The 18,465-nt window shown below is 70.1% G+C and carries 18 protein-coding genes; 9 read left to right on the forward strand and 9 right to left on the reverse strand.

All coding sequences use genetic code 11. The annotated features are described in order from the left end of the window. Positions 1–120: 120 nt before the first annotated feature. The 3 genes from C8250_RS18320 to clpS form a co-directional block, all read right to left on the reverse strand. The gene (locus C8250_RS18320) at positions 121–1,581 is read right to left on the reverse strand and encodes an amino acid permease (RefSeq protein ID WP_138356597.1); all 1,461 of its coding nucleotides are present in this window, start codon (positions 1,579–1,581) and stop codon (positions 121–123) included. A gap of 264 nt (positions 1,582–1,845) precedes the next feature. Next, entirely contained in the window at positions 1,846–2,379 is a 534-nt protein-coding gene (locus tag C8250_RS18325; RefSeq protein ID WP_138356596.1) for a DUF2017 domain-containing protein, read from the reverse strand. Then, positions 2,379–2,735 (reverse strand): ATP-dependent Clp protease adapter ClpS, encoded by a 357-nt coding sequence (clpS, locus tag C8250_RS18330; RefSeq protein ID WP_138356595.1) that lies wholly within the window; start codon positions 2,733–2,735, stop codon positions 2,379–2,381. Before clpS ends, C8250_RS18325 begins: the two co-directional genes overlap by 1 nt. A 102-nt stretch (positions 2,736–2,837) precedes the next feature. Between clpS and C8250_RS18335 the strand changes: the two genes are divergently transcribed. Continuing rightward, positions 2,838–4,166 (forward strand): nicotinate phosphoribosyltransferase, encoded by a 1,329-nt coding sequence (locus C8250_RS18335; RefSeq protein ID WP_138356594.1) that lies wholly within the window; start codon positions 2,838–2,840, stop codon positions 4,164–4,166. Between the two features lie 118 nt (positions 4,167–4,284). Beyond that, on the forward strand, positions 4,285–4,875 hold the full coding sequence (locus C8250_RS18340) for an isochorismatase family protein (protein WP_138356593.1): 591 nt from the start codon (positions 4,285–4,287) through the stop codon (positions 4,873–4,875). Between the two features lie 81 nt (positions 4,876–4,956). Here the strand turns inward: C8250_RS18340 and C8250_RS18345 are convergent, their stop codons facing one another. Both C8250_RS18345 and C8250_RS18350 read right to left on the reverse strand, forming a co-directional pair. Next, a complete protein-coding gene (locus C8250_RS18345) occupies positions 4,957–5,265 on the reverse strand; it encodes a hypothetical protein (RefSeq protein WP_138356592.1) in 309 nt (102 codons plus the stop codon). A 68-nt stretch (positions 5,266–5,333) separates the two neighbouring features. Further along, positions 5,334–7,640, reverse strand: a complete 2,307-nt coding sequence (locus C8250_RS18350; protein WP_138356627.1) for an immune inhibitor A domain-containing protein — start codon at positions 7,638–7,640, stop codon at positions 5,334–5,336. A 406-nt stretch (positions 7,641–8,046) separates the two neighbouring features. Here C8250_RS18350 and C8250_RS18355 point away from each other — a divergent pair, with 406 nt between their 5' ends. After that, a complete protein-coding gene (locus C8250_RS18355) occupies positions 8,047–8,337 on the forward strand; it encodes a hypothetical protein (protein ID WP_138356591.1) in 291 nt (96 codons plus the stop codon). Between the two features lie 104 nt (positions 8,338–8,441). Here the strand turns inward: C8250_RS18355 and C8250_RS18360 are convergent, their stop codons facing one another. Then, complete coding sequence (locus C8250_RS18360; protein ID WP_138356590.1) at positions 8,442–9,161, reverse strand: RDD family protein; 720 nt, start codon at positions 9,159–9,161, stop codon at positions 8,442–8,444. Between the two features lie 85 nt (positions 9,162–9,246). Further along, positions 9,247–10,647 carry an RDD family protein gene (locus tag C8250_RS18365; RefSeq protein ID WP_138356589.1) on the reverse strand — a complete coding sequence of 467 codons (1,401 nt, stop codon included), beginning with the start codon at positions 10,645–10,647 and terminating at the stop codon, positions 9,247–9,249. 268 nt (positions 10,648–10,915) lie between these two features. Here C8250_RS18365 and C8250_RS18370 point away from each other — a divergent pair, with 268 nt between their 5' ends. Next, positions 10,916–11,389 carry an SsgA family sporulation/cell division regulator gene (locus C8250_RS18370; protein WP_187145292.1) on the forward strand — a complete coding sequence of 158 codons (474 nt, stop codon included), beginning with the start codon at positions 10,916–10,918 and terminating at the stop codon, positions 11,387–11,389. A 22-nt stretch (positions 11,390–11,411) separates the two neighbouring features. Here C8250_RS18370 and C8250_RS18375 read toward each other — a convergent pair whose 3' ends face one another. Both C8250_RS18375 and hppD read right to left on the reverse strand, forming a co-directional pair. After that, complete coding sequence (locus C8250_RS18375; RefSeq protein ID WP_138356588.1) at positions 11,412–12,779, reverse strand: FAD-linked oxidase C-terminal domain-containing protein; 1,368 nt, start codon at positions 12,777–12,779, stop codon at positions 11,412–11,414. Between the two features lie 77 nt (positions 12,780–12,856). Further along, positions 12,857–14,002: a 4-hydroxyphenylpyruvate dioxygenase gene (hppD, locus tag C8250_RS18380; protein WP_138356587.1), complete on the reverse strand. Its 1,146-nt coding sequence runs from the start codon at positions 14,000–14,002 to the stop codon at positions 12,857–12,859. A gap of 123 nt (positions 14,003–14,125) precedes the next feature. Between hppD and C8250_RS18385 the strand changes: the two genes are divergently transcribed. The 5 genes from C8250_RS18385 (at position 14,126) to C8250_RS18405 (ending at position 18,449) form a co-directional block, all read left to right on the forward strand. Then, a complete protein-coding gene (locus C8250_RS18385) occupies positions 14,126–14,599 on the forward strand; it encodes an Lrp/AsnC family transcriptional regulator (protein WP_138356586.1) in 474 nt (157 codons plus the stop codon). Between the two features lie 65 nt (positions 14,600–14,664). Then, positions 14,665–15,312 (forward strand): ABC transporter permease, encoded by a 648-nt coding sequence (locus tag C8250_RS18390; RefSeq protein WP_138356585.1) that lies wholly within the window; start codon positions 14,665–14,667, stop codon positions 15,310–15,312. Then, entirely contained in the window at positions 15,305–16,591 is a 1,287-nt protein-coding gene (locus tag C8250_RS18395) for a betaine/proline/choline family ABC transporter ATP-binding protein (RefSeq protein ID WP_138356584.1), read from the forward strand. Before C8250_RS18390 ends, C8250_RS18395 begins: the two co-directional genes overlap by 8 nt. Continuing rightward, on the forward strand, positions 16,588–17,472 hold the full coding sequence (locus C8250_RS18400; protein WP_138356583.1) for an ABC transporter permease subunit: 885 nt from the start codon (positions 16,588–16,590) through the stop codon (positions 17,470–17,472). Before C8250_RS18395 ends, C8250_RS18400 begins: the two co-directional genes overlap by 4 nt. Continuing rightward, positions 17,469–18,449, forward strand: coding sequence for a glycine betaine ABC transporter substrate-binding protein (locus C8250_RS18405; RefSeq protein ID WP_138356582.1), 981 nt, complete (start codon positions 17,469–17,471; stop codon positions 18,447–18,449). Before C8250_RS18400 ends, C8250_RS18405 begins: the two co-directional genes overlap by 4 nt. Positions 18,450–18,465 lie beyond the last annotated feature (16 nt).

The following is an 18,465-nucleotide window of genomic DNA, read 5'->3' on the forward strand; positions in this document are numbered from 1 at the left end:
TGCAAGGGTGGGGGTGGGCGACGGGCGGGAAAAGTAACAGCGCGCGAAGCGTACGAAGGCCCGCCCCAGGGGTGCGGGGGCGGGCCTTCGCGGCAGGTGGTGGCTTCGGCGCGCGGTGGTTCAGCTCGCGGCGTCGGCCAGTGCGGGTTCCGGGGCGACGTGCGGCTTGGGGGCGAACGCCTCCGGGTTCTTCCGCTTGAGCCAGGCGTACCCGATGCCGAGGATCGCGAACCACACGGGAGCGCTGTAGAGCGAAATCCGGGCGTCCTTGTCGATGCCGATCAGGACCATCACGCCGGCCAGGAAGATCAGCGCGATCCAGCTGGTGTACGGGGCGCCCGGCGCCTTGAACCAGGCTTCGGCGGCGCGGCCGGCCTTGACCGCCGCGCGGTAGCGCAGATGGGAGATGAGGATCATCGCCCAGGTCCAGACGCCGGCGACGGTGGCGAAGGCGGTGATGTAGGTGAAGGCGCCGTCCGGGTCGACGTAGTTGATCCAGACGCCGATGCCCATCAGGGCGACGGAGACGAGGATGCCGGTGGCCGGGGTCTGGCGTGAGTTGAGCTTGGCGAAGGCCCTGGGGCCCTGCCCGTTGACGGCCAGGTCGCGCAGCATGCGGCCGGTGGAGTACATGCCGGAGTTGCAGGACGACAGGGCGGCGGTGAGGACCACGAAGTTCACGATGGCCGCGCCGAACGGGATGCCGATCTTGGCGAAGGCGGCCACGAACGGGCTGACGCCCGGCTGGAACTCGGTCCAGGAGACGACGCCGAGGATCACGATGAGCGCGCCGACGTAGAAGACGCCGATCCGCCAGGGCAGCGTGTTGATGGCCTTGGGGAGCGTCTCGCGGGGGTTCTCGGCCTCACCGGCGGTGACGCCGACGAGTTCGACGGCGAGGTAGGCGAACATCACGATCTGCAGCGTCATGAGGGACTTGCCGACGCCGTTGGGGAAGACCCCGCCGTCACCCCACAGATGGCTGAGCGAGGCGGTGTCGCCGGCGGCGGAGAACCCGATGGTCAGAACGCCGATCCCGATGAGGATCATGCCGATGATCGCGGTGACCTTGATCATCGAGAACCAGAACTCGACCTCGCCGAAGACCTTCACCGAGATGAGGTTCACTCCGAAGAGCACCAGCAGGAAGATCAGGGCGGAGATCCACTGGGGGATGTCCTTCCACCAGTAGGTGATGTACACCGAGGCGGCGGTGACCTCGGCCATGCCGGTCACCACCCACATCAGCCAGTACGTCCAGCCGGTGACGAACCCCCAGAACGGGCCCAGGAACTCGCGGGCGTAGTCGGCGAAGGAGCCGGACACGGGGCGGTAGGTGAGCAGTTCGCCCAGGGCCCGCATGATGAAGAAGATGATGACGCCGGCGATGGCGTACATCATGATCAGGCTCGGTCCGGCCTGATGGATGGCCTTGCCGGCGCCCAGGAAGAGGCCGGTGCCGATGGCACCGCCGATGGCGATCATCTGGATCTGCCGGCTGCCGAGCCCTCGCTGGTAGCCCTCTTCGCTGACGGGCGCGGCGGCCGCGTCGTCGTGGTGCCCGGTGTGTTCCGTCGGCATGGTGGTAGTGCGCCTTTCTCCATATCCCCCCGGACAGTGGAGTTGCGAGCCGGCGATCGGCCGGCTCAGCGCCTGGCGGAACAGGGATGGCGTCCCGGCCAGTGGTCGGAATTAGTACCACGGGCTGAGACGCGGTCGGAAAAGGGGAATGTGACGCGGGCCACGGGAAAAACACCCCGAAGGTGAAGTGAAGCCGCATACCGGATGATCACGGTGACATGATCGTTATCCGGATTTGAGCGTCCGCTGAGCGAATGCCGGACGTCACAGCGTCTCGATCAGCGTCTCCTGCAGACCGCCGAGCCACAGGTACGCCATCACCATCGGCTTGAGCGGATCGTCGTCCGGCAGCCGGTAGAGCTCGGTGTCCTCGTCGGTGACCTCCAGCCGGGTGCCGATGGCCAGCCGCAGGTCGTTGAGGGCGCCGAGCCAGCGGCGGGCGTCCTCGGGCGTGAGCAGCAGCTCAGGGGCGCCGGCGTCGAGCGCGCGGACCACGGCCAGCGCGTCCTCGCGCTTGCGGGTGCGCAGGTCGTTCTCGGTGAAGCGGCGGAACTCCGAGGACTGGGCGGTGTCCTCGTAGGCGTCGGGGAAGAGCCGGGCCAGCGCCGGGTCGGCCGGGGGCTTCGTCGGCCCGTCGGGCGGGAACAGCGCAGCCAGCGGGTCGTCGGAGACCGGCTCCTCCCCCGGGCCGATCATCTCCAGGAGCTGCACGGCGAGGCTGCGCAGGATGGAGATCTCGACGGTGTCGAGGGTGATGACGGCGCCGCCGCCCGGGGCGGGTTCGAAGTAGCCGGCCATCAGCGGTCCTGCTGCAGGGTCGCCCACAGGCCGTAGCCGTGCATCGCCTGCACGTCGCGCTCCATCTCTTCGCGGGTGCCGCTGGAGACGGCGGCGCGGCCCTTGTGGTGGACGTCCTTCATGAGTTTGACGGCCTTGTCCTTGGAGTACCCGAAGTAGGCCTGGAAGACGTACGTCACGTAGCTCATGAGATTGACGGGGTCGTTGTGCACCAGGGTCACCCAGGGGACGTCCGGGTCGGGTACTTCGAAGGTGGCCTCGGTCGACTCGGGCCGTGCGATCTCTGCGGGAGCGACAGAACAGCGCGCGGAGCGCGTCCTTGGAAGGGCGGGGGCGGGAGACGGGTGGGCACTCATCACTCCTCCAATGCTGCCGCTATGGCGGCGCTTCGCACAAATGGACGCGGAAGCGCAGAGAAATCGTCACTCTGACGAGTAGTCGGGGTACTATCCCGTTCCATGAGCGCTGCAGATCTGGGGCTGCCGGTGGCCGTACCGTCCACCGCGCTGTTCACCGACCGGTACGAGTTGACGATGTTGCAGGCCGCGCTGCGCAGCGGGGCGGCGCACCGGCACTCGGTGTTCGAGGTCTTCACCCGCCGGCTGCCGGAGGGCCGCCGGTACGGTGTCGTCTGCGGCACCGGCCGGGTGCTGGACGCGGTGGAGAACTTCCGCTTCGACGCCGATGTGCTGGACTTCCTCGCCCGCGAGAACGTGGTGGACGGGCCGACGTTGGAGTGGCTGGCCAAGTACCGCTTCACCGGCGACATCTGGGGTTACCCCGAGGGTGAGGTGTACTTCCCCGGCTCGCCGATCCTGCGGGTGGAGGGCAGTTTCGCCGAGGCGGTGATCCTGGAGACGGTGATCCTGTCGATCCTCAACCACGACTCCGCCATCGCGGCGGCCGCGTCCCGGATGGCGGTCGCGGCCGGCGGTCGTCCGCTGATGGAGATGGGCGCCCGGCGGGCGCACGAACTGGCGGCGGTCGCCGCCTCGCGGGCCGCGTACGTCGGCGGCTTCCTGTCCTCCTCGAACCTGGCGGCCGGCTTCCGCTACGGGCTGCCGACGATCGGCACGGCCGCGCACGCCTTCACGCTGCTGCACGACACCGAGCGGGACGCCTTCGTCGCCCAGGTCGAATCGCTCGGCCGGGGCACGACGCTGCTGGTGGACACCTACGACCTGATGTCGGCGGTCCGTACCGCCGTGGAGGTCGCCGGGCCCGAGCTGGGCGCCGTCCGCATCGACTCCGGCGACCTGCTGCTCCTCGCCCACCGGGTGCGGCAGCAGCTGGACGACCTCGGCGCCAAGGACACCCGGATCGTGGTGACCTCCGACCTCGACGAGTACGCCATCGCCTCGCTGGCGGCGGCGCCGGTGGACGCGTACGGGGTCGGCACCTCGCTGGTGACCGGCAGCGGCCACCCGACCTGCTCCATGGTCTACAAGCTGGTCTCCCGGGCCTCGTCGAACGAGCCGGACGCGCCGATGGTGGCCGTCGCCAAGAAGTCGATGGGCGCCAAGAGCAGCGTCGGCGGCCGTAAGTGGGCGGCCCGGCGGCTGGACGACGACGGGGTCGCGGAGGCGGAGGTGGTCGGCACCGGGCCCGTGCCGCCGGAGCTCGAGGACCGGCAGCTGCTGGTTCCGCTGGTCCGCGGCGGGGAGATCACCGGCCGTGAGCCGCTGGAGGCGGCCCGCACCCGGCACATCGAGGCGCGCGCGGGGCTGCCGCTGTCCGCTTCGCAGCTCTCCCGCGGCGAGCCGGTGCTCCCCACGGAGCAGGTGTGACGCGGCGGCCGCCGGGGTCGGCGGGGCCGGGACTGTCGCGGATCGCGGCGCGAGTCCCTACGCTCGACGCGTGCCGCCTGTCCCCGCACGGCGGTCAGCCGACCGAAGAGGACCGCGAATGCACCGCGCACTGATCGTCGTGGACGTCCAGAACGATTTCTGCGAGGGCGGCAGCCTCGCGGTCGCCGGCGGCTCGGACGTGGCCGCCGCGATCACCGATCTCGTCGGGCAGGCCACTGCCTGCTACCGCCATGTGGTGGCCACCCGTGACCACCACGTCGACCCGGGGGACCACTTCTCGGACCGGCCGGACTTCGTGACGTCCTGGCCCGTGCACTGTGTGGCGGGCACCGAGGGCGTCGGGTTCCATCCGAACTTCGCGCCGGCGGTCGCCTCCGGCGCCGTGGACGCGGTCTTCGACAAGGGCGCGTACTCGGCCGCCTACAGCGGCTTCGAGGGCCTGGACGAGAACGGCATGGGGCTCACCGAGTGGCTGCGGGAGCGGGCCGTCACCGAGGTGGACGTGGTCGGGATCGCCACCGACCACTGCGTGCGCGCCACGGCCCTGGACGCGGCCCGGGAGGGCTTCGTCACGCAGGTGCTGCTGGACCTGACGGCGGGTGTCGCCCCGGCGACCACGGAGAGCGCGCTGGCCGAGCTGCTGGCCGCGGGCGTCCGGCTGACGGGCAAGCCGGCGGTCGGGGCCTGAGGGCGGTGCAGAGGGGCCCGGACGGCTCTGAGCGGCCCTGAGCGGGTCGGGAGGCCGGAGAAGCCGGGACCGCCCGCCCGCTCAGCCCGCGCGGCGGTGGGTGGCCCGGAAGGGCTGCCAGAGCTCTTCCGAGCCGGACGCGGAGTGCCGCCAGACGAGGCCGTCCGGGTGGTGCAGGACGGCGGTGACCTCGTCGGGCGTCGGCGGTTCGGTGTTGCCGCTGAGCCGGGCCGCCCGGAAGCCGAGATTCCGGAGCCGGGTGAGCGCCCGCTGGCGGTTCTGGGCGTGCACGATGACGCGGACGCTGTCCTCCGCGCCGCCCGGGTGGGGCAGCTTGAGAGCGACGACGACGTTGCCGTTGGGAAGCTTGGTGAATCCACCGACTGCCATGCCCACATAATCCGGTGATCGGCCCCCGCCCACCAGAGGGCGTGGGCCGAACACTGGATCAACGCAGGTCAGCGACCCGCAGGGCTGACCGCGACGATCGTGTTCTGTCCGTTCGGGGAGTCGAACAGGATCGAAATGCGGGTATTCGTGTTCGGCACCTGGACACTCGCGTACGGGTTGGTGTCGTACCAGTACGTGCCGTGACGGTCGTCGAAGACCGGGACGCCCGGCTTGGACTTGATCGTCGTGGCGACACCGTTCTTGTGCGCGGTGAGGGCGTCGGTCGGGTACCAGCCGAAGGTGGAGTCCGCGGACTGGATCTTGTTGCGGAACAGCGCGCCGTCGGACCAGGCGTCGGGCTTGGCGTGGGCGTCGATCGGCAGGATCTGGCCGTGGCCGGGGTGCTCGCCGACGTTGTTGTCCAGCTGCGAGGTGTCCCAGAGCCAGATCAGCAGGCCGTTCTGGTACGCGTAGTGCTCGACCTTCTTCGGGGCGGCGGCGCCGAACCCGAAGTTGTAAGGACCGGTCTTCAGGACCTTGTCGTAGCTGACGTACTGGCGGTTCTCCGCGATGTAGTACTGCGGGTACGACTTGGTGAAGGACGCCTCGGAGCGGCTGAAGCCGTTCGCGGTCCAGCCGTTGTCGTCACCCTCGGCACCGTCGGTGAAGACGGCGGCGCCGTCGGCGGTGATCGTCAGGTTGTCGGCCGCGAAGCCCTTCTGCGCGACGCCACCGTCGGTGCGGTAGCGGAAGCGCAGCTCGATCTGCTGGCCGGCGAAGGCGTCGAGCGGGTAGTTCATGTCCTTGTAGCCACCCGTGGTGCCGGTCATGGCCGGACGGCCGCTGCCGTTGCGGGTGATGGGCTGGCCGTCGATGGTGCCGTCGATCGGGGCCCAGTTGACGCCGCCGTTGGTGGACACCTCGGTGTAGAGGTAGTCGTAGCCGTCCTCGGCGTCGTACCAGCCCTTGAAGGACAGGGCCGCGGACGTCTTGCCGGTGAGGTCGACGTGGCGGGTCAGGGTGTTGCGCAGGTCGTTGCCGGCGCCGCTCCACCACTGCTTGGTGCCCGCGAAGGGCGTGGTGATCGCCGTGGTGACGCTCTTCGACGGCAGCGTCACGACCAGACCCTGCGGGTCCTTCGTGTTGTACTCGGCGACGCCGAGCTTGTGCGTCGAGAGCTTGGCGGCCTTGGCGGTGTCGTACTTCAGCCAGCCGAGCTGCATCTTGTCCCAGGCGTCCATGTCACCGGGCAGCGAGCCGATGTCGGTGGTGCCGTTGGAGAGCCAGGAGCCGGACGACATCAGCGACCAGAAGGCGGTGCCGTTCTCGCCGATGTACGTGGTGTCGTACAGGTCGGGCAGGCCGAGGTCGTGGCCGTACTCGTGGGCGTAGACGCCCAGGCCGCCGTTCTCCGGCTGCATCGTGTAGTCGCCGACCCAGATGCCGGTGTCGCCGATCGGGGTGCCGCCGAGCTGGTTGCCGGCCGGGCCGGTGAAGCCCTCGTCACCCTGGTAGGCGTAACCGCGGTGGGCCCACAGCGCGTCGGTGCCCTGGACGCCGCCGCCCGCGGACTCGTCCTCGCCCGCGTGCACGATCTGGAAGTGGTCGATGTAACCGTCGGGCTCGTTGAAGTTGCCGTCGTGGTCGAAGTCGTAACGGTCCCACTGGTCGTACTGGGCGAGGTCCGTCTTGATCTGCGCGGCGGTGCGGCCCTTGGCCTTCTGGTCCGCGGCCCACTGCGCGGTGCCGTCGCGGACCAGGTCCTCGACGGTGGCGCAGTTGGTGGCGCCGCACTTGTTGTTGCCGTAACGGGCCTCGTTGTAGTCGACCTTGACCCAGTCGGAGACCTCGCCGTTGACCGAGTAGCGGCCGGAGGACTGCTTCTCGTAGTACTTCGCCACCGACTCCTTCTTGGGGTCGTGGGAGAAGTAGAGGTCCTGGAAGGACTGCGCGTTGTAGTCCTTCCGCCAGGCGGTGCTGTTGTCCGTGGAACGGTCGGGTTCCGCTATCTGGTTGTGCAGCGGTCCGACGGTGCCGCCGTACTGCGGGTCGACCTTGTCGCCGAACTCGGCGAGGATCACGAAGATCTTGTCGGTCTTCTCGCGGCTCAGCTCGACGTACTTGCCCGCGCTGAGTTTGGCGACCTTGGAGCGGCCACTGTCCTGGACCGTGAGGTCCCCCGCGATCACCTTCTGCAGGGCGTCCTGCCGGCGTACCGCCTGCTCGCGCCCGAGCGGGCCGAGACGGTCGTCGTCGACCTTGGCCTTGGTGCCGGCCGGCGCCTTGCCGGTCGGCGCCTGCATCGGATCGTGGCTCGCCTGCGCCTCGTTGCCCGCCGCGGGAGCGGCTGCGGCCAAGGTCGCGGGCATCGCCATCGCACCGAGTGCGATGAGCGCCACCGCGAGGGTGGCGGGTCTGATGTTGCTGCGAAGATTCTTCAAGATGTCTTGACCTCCCCTTGGGAGATGCCATTGCATCCAAGTGCCGGAAGAAAAGACAGGTCTTGACTTGCTCATGGCAGACCAGTACGTTGACCGGCTTTTTAGGTCCGGATAACGGACATCAACCCAGGTGGACCGTCTGCCAGTTGAGACGGGTGGACCGGGTCGAGATTCCGTGCGCCCCCCTGTGCTCCCCCACCGTGGGTTAGGTCACGCTTACCAACCGTTCCCATGGGGCATGCCGATCCGTAGAGTCAGTTGCCGGCGCCCACGCATGAAGATGTCCACCGCCCCTTCCGACACTGCGACTTAACCGACGTATTCGAGGACGGATCCCGCCATGCCGCGTCCTACCCCCGCGCAACTCGCATACGGTTCCGCGACCGTTGTCCTGTCCACTCTTGCGATGCTGCTGCTGTCCGAGGCTCATTCCGGACCCAGCGTCGTCATCATCGCGGCGGCCGGGCTGCTGCTCGGCGTGCTGGTCGCGGTGACGACCACGATCCCGCTGACCGCCCGCGCCAAGGCCCGCGGCCGTACGACCTTCCGTACCGCGCCCGCGACGGTCCCCCGCCCACGGGTGCACAGTTCCGGCCAGTCCCGCGTCAGCGAGCACTCGCTGCGGCGTTGAGCGGCGGGCGGCGGCCCCGGAGCGGTTGCTCCGGGGCCGCCGTCGTGTGCTGACGGCGGGACCGGTACGACGACGGGGCCGGCCGGGTCCGCCGGGGCGGACCGTCACGCGGTGACGACGACGGTTTTCGCCGCCTTGTCGTGCAGACCCTGGCGGTACGGCTTGTCGAGCAGCAGCAGGATCCCGATGAGCACGATCCACAGGCACGGGCAGCAGAACAGTGTCGGCAGCCAGAACACACAGGCGCGGATCAGCGCGGCCGACGACGTGGGGACGGTGCCGTTGTCCAGCATGGCGATGCGCACGCCCAGCCACTTCTTGCCCAGGGTCTGGCCGGTCGCCCTGGTCATCCACCACTCGTAGCCGATGTAGAGGACCGCGGCCACACAGGACCCCAGCAGCGACCGGCCGTAGTTGATGTCGTCCGTGTCGGTCTGGAAGGTGCCGAAGGCCCAGTCGAGCAGGCCGACCGGGATGGAGATGAGGATGAAGTCGATGATCCTCGCGAGCAGCCGCTTGCCGACGTCGCCGAGCGGCGGCATGCCGGCCAGTGGGTCGGGCGTGCCACCGCCGTAGGGGTCGCCGCCGTAGGGGTCGCCGCCGTAGGGCGGCGGTGCGCCGCCGCCGGGCGGGGGACCACCGGGCGGCGGATTGCCGTACGGGTTGCCGCTGTACGGGTCGTTGCCGCCCCCGTCCTGCGGCGGCGGGTAGGAAGGCGGCTGCTGACCGTAGGGCGAGCCGCCGGGCGTACCGGGGCCACTGTCCTGGGGGGGCTTGGCGAAAGGATCGTCAGGAGATCCGGGCGACGGCTGGTCGGTACTCATGAACCGAGTGAAACCCGTAGGAAGCGGACGCGCCTTCCGGCAAGATCCGTTCGGGGTACCCCGAACGGACCGTCAGCGCCGCCCGCTACTGCCGGGCGACGAACGTACGGGCCGCCTTGTCGTGCCAGCACTGCCGCCAGGGGCGGTCGACCATGCACCACACCAGGCCGACGACGCCGACGACGAGCGCGTCGAGGACGGTGTGCGTCAGCCAGCGGCGCAGCGAGGGTCCGAAGCCGGGGGCGAGCTGCGACTCGATGTCGACCACCCGCAGCCCGAACAGCTTCTTGCCCAGCGTCCGGCCCCACTTGGCGGTGGGCAGCACCTCGTACAGCAGCCCGGCGACGAGGGCGACGCCGAGCACGATGGCCAGCTGGACGCCGGTGGTGCCGTCGATCAGCCAGACCGTGACGGTCTCACCGGTCTGCCGCGCCTCGTCCACCTTGTCCTTGAGGTGGCGGTAGGCGGCCGTGCCGAGCGGTACCGCCGCCACACCGGTGACCGCGAGGACGACGATCGTGTCGAGCAGCCGGGCGGCGAGGCGCCGGCCGAGCCCGGCCGGGCGGCCCTGCTCCTGCACCATCGACGCGAACGGGTCGTTCACCGGCGGCCGCCACGGCACCACACCCGCCGGCTCACCCTGCTGGCCCGGCACGGCGACGACGCCGCCGGCCGTGCCACCGCCCGTCCCGGCACCGGGACCCGCGCCGGGACCCGCCCCGCCGGGGCCCTGCCGGGCGAGTTCGTGCACCTGCTGCGCCCAGGGCGCGGGCGCGGCCTGGGCGAGGGGCGCGGAACCGGCGCGCCGCCCGTCCGTGCCCTCGCCCGCGGCGGGCTGCGACTGCTGCGGGGTCTGCGGCTGTTGCGACTGTCGCGGCATGTGCGGCTGCGGCTGCGGCTGCGGATGCGGATGCGGATGTTCCGGTGTCTGCGGCTGCGGCTGCGGCTGCCGCGGCGGGGTGCCCCACGGGGTCCCGGCGGCGGGGGTACCGGTGGCCGGAGTGCCGGTCGCAGGAGTGCCGGCCGACGCGCCGCGCGTGGCGGGCAGGTTGGCGTCCGGGGCAGCCCGCTCGGGACGCGGTTGCGGCTCCGCGGCGCCCCAGGTGGTGCGGGGCGGCTCGACGGCCGGCGTCGCCGACCAGACGGGGGCGGCGGCCGCGCCACGCCCGTCGGACGCCGCCGGTTCCGCGGTCCGCACCGGGTCCTCGTCGAAGAACATGACGCCCGACTCCTCGACGGCGGGCATGCCCGTACCGCCGCCGGAGGCCGGCGCGGGGGCCGGCGGGCCGGGCGTTCCCCGGCCGCCGGCGTCCTGCCCCGGCGGCGGGGCGAGCTCCTCGCCGGGCCGCGGTGCGGGACGGCTGGTGCCCGGCACCCAGGCGGCTCCGTTCCAGTACCGGATGTAGCCCGGGATCGACGGATCCGGGTAGTACCCCGGAACGGGGGAACCGGAGGAACCGGAGGAGCCAGTGGAGGGTGAGCTCATGGTTCGTGAGGTCCGTATCTATTCGGCCAGGGGAGTGCAATGACCACATCTACCAGACAGGCGGACCCGCCGGGTCCGCGGTACCGCACACCACACACCCTTACCGGGTGGGAGGGACCCGCGCGGGGCCTTCCGTAATTTTCACCGCGATTCGGAGAAGTCGCGTAATGGTTGGGGTTGTATGCGCTCTCTCCTGGTGCGGGCCCCGCGCAGCACCCGCTGCGCAACACCGCAAGGGGCCGCCCGCCAAGGAAAGGACGACGACCTGATGCAGACCGTGGTGGAACGCGAACTGGAACTGAACCTGGTGCTGTCGCCGGAGCGCAGCATTCCGGTACCGGCCCGGCTGGCCTATCGCACAGATGATCCCTTTGCTGTGCACATCACCTTCCATGTGGGCTCGGACGCCCCGGTGAACTGGACGTTCGCCCGCGAACTGCTGGTGGAAGGGGTGTTCCGGCCGTGCGGGCACGGGGACGTGCGCATCTGGCCGACGAAGGTCAACGGGCGCAGCGTGATCTGTATGGCGCTGAGCTCCCCGGACGGCAACGCGCTGCTGGAGGCGCCGTCCTCGCCGGTGGCGTCCTGGCTGGAGCGCACCCTGCGCGCCGTGCCGCCGGGGACCGAGCACGAGCAGCTCGGCATGGACGACGGGCTGAACGAGCTGCTGGCCCCGACGACCCGGGACGAGTTGTGGCTGCGCGATCCATGGACGGTGACGGACGAGTCGCCCGAGGGGTGAGGGCGCGGGGGAACGCGGGGGTTCAGAAGAGCTTGCCCGGGTTGAGCAGGCCGAGCGGGTCGAAGACCTGTCGTACGCCGCGCTGCAACTCCACGCCCACCGGGCCGAGTTCCCGGGCCAGCCAGTCCTTCTTCAGCAGGCCGACACCGTGCTCGCCGGTGATCGTCCCGCCGAGGGCCAGGCCCAGCGCCATGATCTCGTCGAAGGACTCACGGGCGCGCGCCGATTCGTCCTCGTCCGCTCCGTCGAAGCAGACGATGGGGTGGGTGTTGCCGTCGCCCGCGTGCGCGCACAGGCCGATGGTCAGCTCGTACTTCTGTGCGATGGCGGCGACGCCCTCGATCATCGGTGCGAGCTTGGTGCGCGGCACGCACACGTCGTCGATCATCGTCGCCGTGCCGACCCGTTCCAGGGCGACGAGGGCCATCCGGCGGGCCTGCAGCAGCAGCTCGGACTCGGCGGCGTCCTCCGCCGGGACGACCTGCGTGGCGCCGGCGGCCGTGCAGAGCTCACCGACCGCCGCGAGGTCCGCGGCGGGGTCGGGAGTGTCGAACGCGGCCAGCAGCAGCGCTTCGGTGGTCTCCGGCAGCCCCATGTGGGCCAGGTCGTTGACCGCCCGGATGGTGGTGGTGTCCATCAGTTCCAGCAGCGAGGGGGCGTGGCCGCGGGCCATGATCTCGCAGACCGCGGCGCACGCTGCCGCCGCGGACGGGAATTCCGCCGCGAGGACGAGCTGCCGCGGCGGGGCGGGCCGCAGCGCGAGCACCGCCCGCACGACGATGCCCAGCGTGCCCTCGGCGCCGACGAAGAGCCGGGTCAGGTCGTAGCCCGCGACGCCCTTGGCGGTGCGGCGGCCGGTGTTCAGCAGACGGCCGTCGGCGAGCACGACCTCCAGTCCCAGCACGTACTCGGCGGTGACGCCGTACTTCACACAGCACAGCCCGCCGGCTCCGGTGCCGATGTTGCCGCCGATGGTGCACTGCTCCCAGCTCGACGGATCGGGCGGGTAGTACAGGCCCTGCTCGGCGACCGCGCGCGACAGCACGGCGTTGACGACACCGGGTTCCACGACGGCGACCCGGTCGACCGGGTCGATCTCCAGGATCCGGTCCATCTTGACCAGCGACAGCACGATGCAGCCGTCCGACGCGTTCGCCGCACCCGACAGACCGGTGCGCGCGCCCTGCGGGACCACAGGCACCCGCAGCGCGGTCGCGGTGCGCATCACGTGCTGCACCTGCTCGACGGTGCGGGGCAGCACCACCACCGCCGGAGTGCCCGCCTCGGAGAAGCTCGCCATGTCATGGGCGTACGAGGCGGTGACGTCCCGGTCCGTGAGGACCGCCTCCGCCGGCAGTCCCTCGTGCAGTCGTTCGATCAGTTCGCGCATGGTTCCAGACTGGCACCCGGGCCGTGGCCGGGGAAGCTCTGCCGCCCCGGCACGGCCCGTCGGCGTACCCGTATCGCTCAGAGGTTGCCGCGCAGCTCCTGCTCGCGCTCGATCGCCTCGAAGAGGGCCTTGAAGTTGCCCTTGCCGAAGCCCATGGAGCCGTGCCGCTCGATCATCTCGAAGAAGACGGTCGGCCGGTCCTGGACCGGCTTGGTGAAGATCTGCAGCAGGTAGCCGTCCTCGTCGCGGTCGACCAGGATCTTCAGCTCACGGAGGGTCTCGACGGGGACGCGGGTCTCGCCGGCCCACTCGCCGAGGGTGTCGTAGTACGAGTCCGGGGTGTTGAGGAACTCGACGCCGGCGGCGCGCATGGCCCGCACGGTCGCGACGATGTCGTTGGTGGCGAGGGCGATGTGCTGGACGCCGGGGCCGCCGTAGAACTCCAGGTACTCGTCGATCTGGGACTTCTTCTTGGCGATGGCCGGCTCGTTGAGCGGGAACTTCACCTTGCGGGTGCCGTCGGCGACGACCTTGGACATGAGCGCGGAGTACTCGGTGGCGATGTCGTCGCCCACGAACTCCTTCATGTTGGTGAAGCCCATGACGCGGTTGTAGAACGCCACCCACTCGTTCATCTTGCCGAGCTCGACGTTGCCGACGCAGTGGTCGATCGCCTGGAAGCGGCGGGTACCCGGCTCGACGATCGGGTCGGCGGCTGCGTAGCCCGGCAGGTACGGGCCGGTGTAGCCGGAGCGGTCGACGAGGGTGTGGCGGGTCTGGCCGTACGTGGCGATCGCGGCGAGGACGACGGTGCCGTGCTCGTCCGTCAGCTCGTGCGGCTCCTCCAGCCCTGTGGCGCCGTGCTCGACTGCGTAGGCGTAGGCGGCGCGGGCGTCCGGTACCTCGATGGCGAGGTCGATGACGCCGTCGCCGTGCTCGGCGACATGCGCCTCGAGGAACTTGCCGCGCTCGCTGGCGGTCCTGACGACCGAGGTGAAGACGAAGCGGGCGCCGCCGGACTCCAGCACGTACGACGCGGTCTCGCGGCTGCCGTTCTCCGGGCCGGAGTAGGCGACGCGCTTCATCCCGAAGGCGGTCGAGTAGTAGTGCGCGGCCTGCTTGGCGTTGCCCACGGCGAAGACGACGGCGTCCATGCCCTTCACCGGGAACAGGTCCTTCTGCTGGGCTTCGGCGGTCTGCTGCGTCTCAGTCGTCTCAGTCATGTCAAAAGCGTCGCCCTGCGGACCAGAGTGCGCAATAGTTGCCGATTTCACTGGACAATGAGCACAGTGAAGCGCCGGAATCACGGGTCAATCTGTGCAGTCTGACCATCGGAGGCGGTAGTCATGGGGATCGATGTGCTGGACGGGCAGCTGATCAAGCTGCTCGCCGATGAGCCGAGAATCGGGATGCTGGAGGCGTCCAGGCGGCTGGGTGTGGCCCGCGGGACGGCGCAGGCCCGGCTGGACCGGCTGCGGGCCAATGGGGTGATCCGGGGGTTCGGGCCGCAGGTGGATCCGGCCGCGCTCGGCTATCCGGTGACGGCTTTCGCGACGCTGGAGATCAAGCAGGGCCAAGGCGTGGACGTCCGCGCCCACTTGGCGGGCGTGCCCGAGGTGCTGGAGCTGCACACCACGACCGGCCAGGGCGACATGCTCTGCCGGCTGGTGGCCCGTTCGAACGCGGATCTTCAACGGGTGATCGACCGGGTTGTGGGCTTTGATGGCATCATGCGGGCCTCCACGGCGATCGTCATGGAAAATCCGGTGCCACTCCGGATCATCCCGCTGGTCGAACAGGCAGCGGAGGACCGCCCGTGACGTGACCGCCCGTGAGGTGACGGGACGGGCGGAACCCCGCGGTACGAGCAGGAGGGAGCCGGACGGTGAGTTTCTGGAGCTACCTCGGCAACCGGCACCAGCAGTTGCTGACCGACGCGTTCCAGCACGCCAGCGCCGTCTTCCAGTGCATGGTGCTGGCCACCGTCATCGGCGTCGTGCTCGGCGTCCTGACGTACCGCAGCGAGTGGGCGGGCAATCTGGCCGTCACCGCGACCTCGACCATCCTCACCATCCCGTCGCTGGCATTGATCGGTCTGCTGATCCCGGTGCTGGGCCTCGGCGTCCCGCCGACCGTCACCGCGCTGACGCTGTACGGGCTGCTGCCGATCGTGCGCAACGCCATCGTCGGGCTGCGCGGCGTCGACCCCACACTGGTGGACGCGGCCAAGGGCATCGGGATGTCGCGCTTCGCCCGGCTGGCCAAGGTGGAACTGCCGCTGGCCTGGCCGCCGATCCTGACCGGCATCCGCGTCTCCACGCAGATGCTGATGGGCATCGCGGCGATCGCCGCGTACGCGTCCGGCCCCGGGCTCGGCAACGAGATCTTCCGCGGTATCGCGTCACTGGGCAGTGCCAACGCCCTCAACCAGGTGCTCGCCGGCACGCTCGGCATCGTCGTCCTGGCGCTGCTCTTCGACGCCGCGTACATCGTCGTGGGCCGTATGACCATCCCGAGGGGGATCCGTGTCTGAACCGTCCGATCGGTCACCGGCGTCCGGCGCCTCGGTGGCTGGTGCCACCATCCAGCTGGAGAACCTGACCAAGCGCTATCCCGGCAGCGCCGAACCGGCGGTGGACAGCGTCAGCATGGAGATCAAGGCGGGCGAGACCGTCGTGTTCGTCGGCCCGTCCGGCTGCGGCAAGTCGACCACCCTGAAGATGATCAACCGGCTGATCGAGCCGACCTCGGGGCGGATCCGGATCGGCGACGAGGACGTCACCGACATGGACCCGGTCAAACTGCGCCGCAAGATCGGCTACGCGATCCAGTCCTCCGGGCTCTTCCCGCACATGACGGTCGCCGAGAACGTGGCGCTGGTCCCCAAGATGGTGGGCTGGTCGAAGTCCCGGGTGAAGGACCGCGTCGAGGAGATGCTCGACCTGGTGGGGCTGGACCCGCGCGAGTTCCACGGCCGCTACCCGCGCCAGCTGTCCGGCGGGCAGCAGCAGCGGGTCGGGGTCGCGCGCGCCCTGGCGGCCGATCCGCCGGTGCTGCTGATGGACGAGCCGTTCGGCGCCGTCGACCCGATCACCCGCGACCATCTGCAGGACGAACTGATCCGGCTGCAGCACGACCTGCACAAGACGATCGTCTTCGTCACCCATGACTTCGACGAGGCCATCAAGCTCGGCGACCGCATCGCGGTGCTGCGCGAGCACTCGCACATCGCCCAGTTCGACACCCCCGAGGCGATCCTCACCAACCCGACGGACGACTTCGTCTCCGGCTTCGTCGGCGCGGGCGCGGCCCTCAAGCGGCTGAACCTCACCCGGGTGCGGGACGTGGGGATCGCGGAGTTCCCCACCGTGACGGTCGACGACCCGCTGCAGGCCATCTTCGACCGGCTGCGTGACGCCACCACCAACGAACTGCTGCTGCTGGACAAGCGCGGCCGCCCGTACAAGTGGCTGCGGCGCGGCGACCTGATGCGCGCCAAGGGGTCCCTGGCGCGGGCCGGCACCCTCGTGCACGACACGGTGACGCGGGACGCGACGCTGCGCGACGCGCTGGAGGCGGTGCTCACCGACAGCGGCGGCCGGGTCGCGGTGACCGGCCGGCGCGGCGAGTTCATCGGCGTCGTGGACATGGAGACGCTGATGAACTCCGTCCACGAGATGCTGGAGGCCGACCGGCTCACCGCCATCGAGCACCGGCACGAGCTGGAGGAGCTGCGCAGGCAGCAGACGCGGCTGGAGCAGGAGGGTGCGGAGGCCGCTCCCCCGGAGGGACCGAAGAGGGCGGACGCATGAGCGCGCGCCGCCCCGAACGCCCGCCGGGCGAGCACGAGGTGCGCGGGCGGGCCTTCCGTGACGACCCGGAGGCGGCCGAGGACGACGGGGTGGCCGGGGCCGTCGGGACGGGCACCGGTCCGCTGCCGCACGAGGCGCCCGAGCGCCGGCTGCGCTGGCCCAAGCTGGTGATCACCCCGCTGGTGCTGGGCGCCGCGCTGGGCGCCACCTATCTGTGGATCAGCAACGCCGACCTCGACTCGATCGCGCACAACGCGCTGGCCGGCGACACCGTCCAGCTGCGGTTCTGGCAGAGCGTCAAGCTCACCGCGTACTCCACGTTCTGGGTGCTGATCATCGCCATCCCGGTCGGCATCGCGCTGACCCGGCGGCAGTTGCGCAAGGCCACCCCGTTCGTCACCGCGCTGGCCAACATCGGCCAGGCGACCCCGGCGATCGGTCTGCTGGCGCTGCTCGTCATCTGGCTGGGCATCGGTCCGCGCACCGCGATCATCGGCATGGTGGCCTACGCCGTGCTGCCGGTGCTGTCCAACACCATGGCCGGTCTGCGGAGCATCGACCCGACGCTCGTCGAGTCGGCGCGCGGCATCGGGATGTCGGCGGTCGGCGTCCTGTCCAAGGTGGAACTGCCGCTCGCCGTACCGCTGATCCTGGCCGGAGTGCGCACCGCGCTGGTCCTCAACGTCGGCACGTCCACGCTGGCCACCTTCGGCGGTGGTGGCGGCCTCGGCGACCTGATCACCACCGGCATCCAGACCCAGCGGATGCCGGTGCTGGTGCTCGGCTCCATCCTGACGGTGCTGCTGGCGCTGGCCGTGGACTGGATCGCCTCGGTCGCCGAACAGCTGATGCGGCCGCGCGGCCTGGAGGTGGGGTCATGAGGTACGGACGCACCCTGGCGACGGCGGGCTGCGGGCTGCTCGTCGCGACGGCCGCGCTCAGCGGTTGCGGCCTCAAGAGCGGCAGCCCCCTGGTGGACGACGTGGTCCCGGGTTCCATCGGCCAGGGACTGCCCCTCAAGGGCGCCTCGCTCATCGTCACCTCGAAGAACTTCAGCGAGCAGATCATCCTCGGCTCGATGATCGGCCTGGCCTTCAAGGCTGCGGGCGCCGAGGTGCTGGACCGCACCAACATCCAGGGGTCGATCGGTGCCCGCGAGGCCATCAAGTCCGGTGAGGCGGACGCGATGTACGAGTACACCGGCACCGCCTGGATCACCTATCTCGGCCACGACAAGCCGATCACCGACCCGCTGGCGCAGTGGCGGGCGGTGCGCGACGAGGACGTCAGGAACGGCGTCACCTGGCTGCCGCCGTCCTCCCTCGACAACACGTACACGCTCGCCATCAACCAGGCGAACAACGCCAAGTACCACCTCAAGACGCTCTCCGACGTTGCCGCCCTCTCGAACTCCGACCCCTCGGCGGTGACCGTGTGCGTGGAGAACGAGTTCGCCTCGCGGGACGACGGGCTGCTCGGCATGGAGAAGGCGTACGGGATGCACATCCCGGCCTCCAACATCCAGAAGATGGACGCCGGCATCGTCTACACCCAGGTGGCCAAGGGCACCTGCCTGCTCGGTGAGGCCTTCACCACCGACGGGCGGATCAAGGCCATGGACCTGGACACGATGGCGGACAACAAGCACTTCTTCCCGAACTACAACGCGGCGCCCGAGCTCAACAGCAAGACCTTCCACAAGTACCCGGCCATCGCCGGACTGCTGGACCCCATCAGCAAGCGGCTGACGACACAGATCGCCCAGCAGCTGAACGCGCTGGTGGACGTGGACGGCCAGGACCCGCACGACGTCGCCAAGGACTGGATGATCCAGGAGGGCTTCATCAAGAAGGGCTGAGCGGCCCGACCCACGG

It is taken from the genome of Streptomyces sp. So13.3 (assembly GCF_005860785.2).
In the GTDB taxonomy this organism is placed as follows: domain Bacteria; phylum Actinomycetota; class Actinomycetes; order Streptomycetales; family Streptomycetaceae; genus Actinacidiphila; species Actinacidiphila fildesensis.